Source organism: Microbacterium sp. (assembly GCF_047971895.1).
GTDB lineage: Bacteria > Actinomycetota > Actinomycetes > Actinomycetales > Microbacteriaceae > Microbacterium.
The window spans coordinates 1-5,170 of record NZ_JBKEAF010000106.1 but is presented as its reverse complement, the minus strand read 5'-3'; the positions used below and the strand labels follow the sequence as shown (position 1 = coordinate 5,170).

Below are 5,170 nucleotides of genomic sequence, written 5' to 3'. Positions count from 1 at the left end.
GTGGTCGTCGCTTCAGCTTCACCGCGCTCGTCGTCGTCGGCGACGGCAACGGACTCGTCGGGGTCGGCTACGGCAAGGCCCGCGAGGTTCCGCTGGCGATCAGCAAGGGCGTCGAGGAGGCGAAGAAGAACTTCTTCCGCGTGCCCCGTGCCGGTCAGTCGATCCCGCACCCGGTGCAGGGGGAGGCCGCCGCCGGAGTCGTGCTGCTGCGTCCCGCATCCGCCGGTACCGGTGTTATCGCCGGTGGTCCCGTGCGCGCCGTGCTCGAGTGCGCCGGCATTCACGACGTGCTGAGCAAGTCGCTCGGCTCGTCGAACACGCTCAACATCGTCCACGCGACCGTCGAGGCGCTCAAGCAGCTCGAAGAGCCGCGCGCCGTCGCCGCCCGCCGTGGCCTCGACGTCGACCACGTTGTGCCCGCGCGTCTGCTGCGCGCCGAGGCCGAGGCCGCCGCGGCGACCAAAGAAAAGGCAGGTGTCTGATGGCAGCGCGCCTGTAGGTAACCCAGATCAAGTCAAAGGTCAGTGAGTAGCAGTACCAGCGCGCCACGCTGCGCAGCCTCGGGCTGAAGCGCATCGGTGACGTCGTCGTCCGCGAGGACACGCCGCAGAACCGCGGCTACGTCAAGACGGTTGCGCACCTCGTGAAGGTGGAGGAGGTCGACTGATGGCCGACAAGGACGAAAAGGCAACGAAGGCCGAGTCGGAGGCGAAAGTCGCCGAAAAGAAGCCGGTCGCGAAGAAGTCCGCGTCCAAGTCCGACAAGGACGAGCGCGTTGCGGTACTGAAGATGCACCACCTGCGCCCCGCACCCGGTTCCAAGAAGGCCCGTACTCGCGTCGGTCGCGGCGAGGCCAGCAAGGGCAAGACCGCCGGTCGCGGCACCAAGGGTACGAAGGCACGCTCGCAGGTGCGGGTCGGCCTGGAGGGGGGAAACCTCAACCAGGTGATGCGCGCGCCGAAACTGCGCGGCTTCACAAATCCGTTCCGCGTGCAGTACCAGGTTGTCAACCTTTCCCGCCTCGCCGAGCTCTATCCGAAGGGTGGCGACGTCACCGTCGCCGATCTCGTCGCCAAGGGCGCGGTGCGCAAGAACGAGAAGGTCAAGGTGCTGGGCAACGGCGATATCGCCGTCAAGCTCAACGTCACGGTCGACAAGGTCTCGGGCTCGGCAGAGCAGAAGATCGTCGCCGCCGGCGGCACCATCAACTAGCCACTGGAACGGGGCCGGAGCGATCCTCCGGCTCCGTTCTCGTTCCGGGTTCGCCCCCCTTGGCACGGTGCGCCGTAAGACGCTGGGTTAAGCTGGTGTCTGCGCACGTCGTGCGCTGGAACCCTTTTTCTGGAGGCAAGTCCTTTGTTCAGCGCCATCGCGCGGATCTTCCGCACTCCGGATCTGCGCCGGAAGATCGGCTTCACCCTGGGCATCATGGCCCTGTTCCGGCTCGGCTCGCACGTTCCGGCACCGTTCGTCGACTTCCCGAACGTGCAGCAGTGCCTTGCCGCATCCTCGGGCGCGGACGGGCTGCTCTCACTCGTCAACCTGTTCTCCGGCGGTGCGCTGCTGCAGCTGTCGATCTTCGCGCTGGGCGTCATGCCCTACATCACCGCGGCGATCATCGTGCAGCTGCTGCGCGTGGTCATCCCGCACTTCGAAGCCCTCTACAAGGAGGGCCAGTCGGGCCAGGCCAAGCTGACGCAGTACACGCGGTACATCACCATCGCGCTGGCGCTGCTGCAGTCGACCACCCTCGTGACGGTCGCCCGCAGCGGCACGCTGTTCGGCACCGGCGGCCCGGCATCCTGCCAGCAGCTGCTCACCAACGACGCCTGGTGGGCGCAGCTGCTCATGATCATCACGATGACCGCCGGCACCGGCCTCATCATGTGGTTCGCCGAGCTGGTCACCGAGAAGGGCATCGGCAACGGCATGTCGCTGCTGATCTTCGTGTCGATCGCCGCCACGTTCCCGACCGCCATGGGCGCGATCTGGGTGGCGCGCGGCTTCGAGGTCTTCCTGCTGGTGCTCGGCATCGGGCTCGTGGTGCTCGCACTGATCGTCTTCGTCGAACAGTCGCAACGGCGCGTGCCCGTGCAGTACGCCAAGCGCATGGTCGGCCGGCGCACGTACGGCGGCACGAACACGTATATCCCGATCAAGGTGAATATGGCGGGCGTGATCCCGATCATCTTCGCCTCGTCGCTGCTGTACATCCCGGTGCTGATCGCCCAGTTCAATCAGCCCGCCGCCGGTGAGGAGCCGGCCGAGTGGGTCGTGTGGATCAACAACAACCTGACCACGGGCGACAGCGGTTTCTACATGCTGATCTACTTCCTGTTGGTCATCGGGTTCACCTACTTCTACGTCGCGATCACGTTCAACCCGGTCGAGGTCGCCGACAACATGAAGAAGTACGGCGGGTTCATCCCCGGCATCCGGGCCGGCCGGCCCACCGCCGAGTACCTCGACTACGTGCTCACCCGCATCACCCTTCCCGGCTCGCTGTACCTGGGTCTGGTGGCGCTCATCCCGCTGTTCGCGCTGGCGACCGTCAACGCGAACCAGAACTTCCCGTTCGGCGGTGCCTCGATCCTCATCATCGTGGGTGTCGGACTCGAGACGGTGAAGCAGATCGACGCCCAGCTGCAGCAACGACACTACGAAGGACTTCTGCGATGACGAATGCCCTGCCCGAGACCCCGACCGCCGCACGCCTCGTCATCGTGGGCCCGCAGGGCTCGGGCAAGGGCACGCAGGGCGTGCGTATTGCCGAGGCCCTCGGCATCCCGGCCATCTCCACCGGAGACCTGTTCCGCGCCGCCGTCAAGGACGGCACCGAGCTGGGTCAGCAGGTCAAGGCGGTCATCGAGGCCGGCGATCTCGTCACCGACGCGCTCACGTTCGCTGTGGTGCGCGAGCGGCTGCAGGAGGCCGGCGACGGGTTCCTGCTCGACGGCTTCCCGCGCAACCTCGGCCAGGTCGGTCTGCTCGACGCGTATCTCGCGGAGCGGGACGAACCGCTGACGACCGTCATCGAGCTGGGCGTGCCGCGCGCGGTCAGCATCGATCGGCTCGCAGAGCGTGCCCGTCAGGAGGGCCGCACCGATGACACCGACGAGGTCATCGCGAACCGGCTCGCCATCTATGAGCGCGAGACGGCGCCGATCCTCGACGTGTACCGCGACCACGGGCTGGTCGACACGGTCGACGGTGTCGGCTCGGTCGACACGGTCACGTCGCGCATCATGGGCGCGCTGGCGCGCCGTGGGATCGCGACGCAGACCGCTGCCTGACATGGCGCTGCGACGCGGGATCTACAAGACCCCCGCACAGCTGCGGGCGATGGTCGAGCCCGGGCTGATCACCGCCGCCGCGCTCGAGGCGGTGTGCGCCCTGGCCGCACCCGGGGTGACGACGGAAGAGCTGGATGCTGCGGCATCCCGTGTCATCGCCGACCGCGGCGCCCGCTCGAACTTCCAGCTCGTGCGCGGGTACCGCCACACCGTGTGCGCGTCGGTGAACGAGCAGGTCGTGCACGGCATCCCCGGCCCGCGCGTGCTCGAGCCCGGCGACATCGTGTCGATCGACGCCGGCGCCGAGTACAAGGGCTGGAACGGGGACTCGGCGATCACCATCGTGCTGCCCGATACGTCGCGGCCCGAGGTCGTGGCCGAGCGCGAGGCGCTGTCGCGGGTGACCGAGCGGTCGCTGTGGGCGGGCATCGCGTCGCTGGCGACTGCCCGGCAGCTGAACGAGGTCGGGGCGGCGATCCAGGCGTCGATCGAGGCGTCGGGGCACGACTACGGCATCCTGCGCGAATACGTCGGGCATGGCATCGGCCGCAAGATGCACGAGTCGCCGTCGGTGTTCAACTACCGCGTCAGCGATCCGGGGCCCGAGGTGCGCCCCGGACTGGTGCTCGCGATCGAGCCGATGGTCGTCATCGGCAGCGACGCGACGTTCGTCGAGGACGACGGCTGGACGGTGTCGACGATCGACGGCACAGCAGGTTCACACTGGGAACATAGCGTCGCCGTGCATGATGGAGGCGTCTGGGTGCTCACCGCCCCGGACGGAGGAGTAGCAGGGCTCGCGCCGTTCGGTGTGAGGCCGGTGCCGATCGGATAAAAAGGGGCAGAAAGTGGCAGCAGCAGCACAGCGGACGAACTGGTTCGCGATCTGGGTGAGCGTGGCCGTGGTGGCGGTGCTGGTCGTCGTGGGCGGAGTGGTCATCTGGCTGAACAACATGGCAGGCGGCCCGGGCGCCGCACCGCGGGGCGCGACTGTGAACGCCGAGACCGGGGCGATCACGATCGGCGACGGGGCCGACGAGGTCACGAGCTGGTTCGACTTCTACTGCCCCCACTGCCAGAGCTTCGAGGCCACGTATGGCCCGACGATCGAGGAGCTCATCGACGACGGCTCGATCACACTGCAGCTGCAGCCCATCGCACTCTCGAGCATGAACGCGGCGTCGGGCACCGAGTTCTCGGCGCGCTCGGCGAGTGCCCTCTACTGCGTGGCCGACGACAGCCCTGAGGCGGTCTTCCCGTTCTTCAAAGCGCTGTTCGCGACGAACCCGACGGGGCCGGGGCAGACCGACGACGAGCTGGCCGCGATGGCGGCGGATGCCGGTGCTCCCGGTGCCGCCGACTGCATCGCCGATGGCACGTACACGAAGTTCGCGCTGGCGCAGGCGGCCAAGCTGCCGCCGAACCCCGAGACCGGCAGCGCCGGCACCCCGACGCTGCTGATCAACGGCGAATACGTCCCGGTGACCGGCGACGTCGCCGCCGACCTCACCTCGCGCCTGGGCTGACCGTCCGCGCCCGCGGGCGGGCGCCCGCGTTTCTCCGAGACGTGCCCTGTGCGCATTCACCTGTGCGCTGCGCAGCGGCGTTTGCGCGCAGGGCACGTCTCACGCGGCGGAGGGTGCCCGAATGCCGAGCGCCCTCGACATGCGCTCCATTATCGGCCGGCGCCGCGTCGTGTGGATGTCACAGGCCCCCTAATGTGGAAACTCCGGCGCGTTCCTCCACTTGTGGAGGAAACGCCCGCGGCAGGCTGCGGGCTCGGGTTGCCGGAGGCATCCGCTATCACGTATGATTGGTCGTTGGTGCGTTGCGCTGTAGTCGGCGTGTCTCCGCACCATGCACCCCATCCACCGCAG

Annotated in this window: 6 protein-coding genes and 1 pseudogene; all 7 read left to right on the top strand. The window is 67.9% G+C overall.

The genetic code is table 11. The features are described 5' to 3' along the window. On the top strand, window positions 1-482 hold a 482-nt coding region (gene rpsE, locus ACK5IN_RS08595), incomplete at its 5' end, for a 30S ribosomal protein S5 (protein WP_416895775.1). Between the two features lie 26 nt (window positions 483-508). Continuing rightward, a pseudogene (gene rpmD, locus ACK5IN_RS08590) lies at window positions 509-667 on the top strand (50S ribosomal protein L30). After that, window positions 667-1,212 (top strand): 50S ribosomal protein L15, encoded by a 546-nt coding sequence (rplO, locus tag ACK5IN_RS08585; protein ID WP_416895774.1) that lies wholly within the window; start codon window positions 667-669, stop codon window positions 1,210-1,212. The pseudogene rpmD and the gene rplO overlap by 1 nt, the downstream one beginning before the upstream one ends. A gap of 144 nt (window positions 1,213-1,356) precedes the next feature. Further along, entirely contained in the window at window positions 1,357-2,679 is a 1,323-nt protein-coding gene (gene secY / locus ACK5IN_RS08580; RefSeq protein ID WP_416895773.1) for a preprotein translocase subunit SecY, read from the top strand. Continuing rightward, window positions 2,676-3,293: an adenylate kinase gene (locus ACK5IN_RS08575; RefSeq protein ID WP_416895772.1), complete on the top strand. Its 618-nt coding sequence runs from the start codon at window positions 2,676-2,678 to the stop codon at window positions 3,291-3,293. The genes secY and ACK5IN_RS08575 overlap by 4 nt, the downstream gene beginning before the upstream one ends. 1 nt (window position 3,294) lies before the next feature. After that, window positions 3,295-4,128 carry a type I methionyl aminopeptidase gene (map, locus tag ACK5IN_RS08570; protein ID WP_416895771.1) on the top strand — a complete coding sequence of 278 codons (834 nt, stop codon included), beginning with the start codon at window positions 3,295-3,297 and terminating at the stop codon, window positions 4,126-4,128. A 13-nt stretch (window positions 4,129-4,141) separates the two neighbouring features. Continuing rightward, window positions 4,142-4,819 (top strand): DsbA family protein, encoded by a 678-nt coding sequence (locus ACK5IN_RS08565; protein ID WP_416895770.1) that lies wholly within the window; start codon window positions 4,142-4,144, stop codon window positions 4,817-4,819. Window positions 4,820-5,170 lie beyond the last annotated feature (351 nt).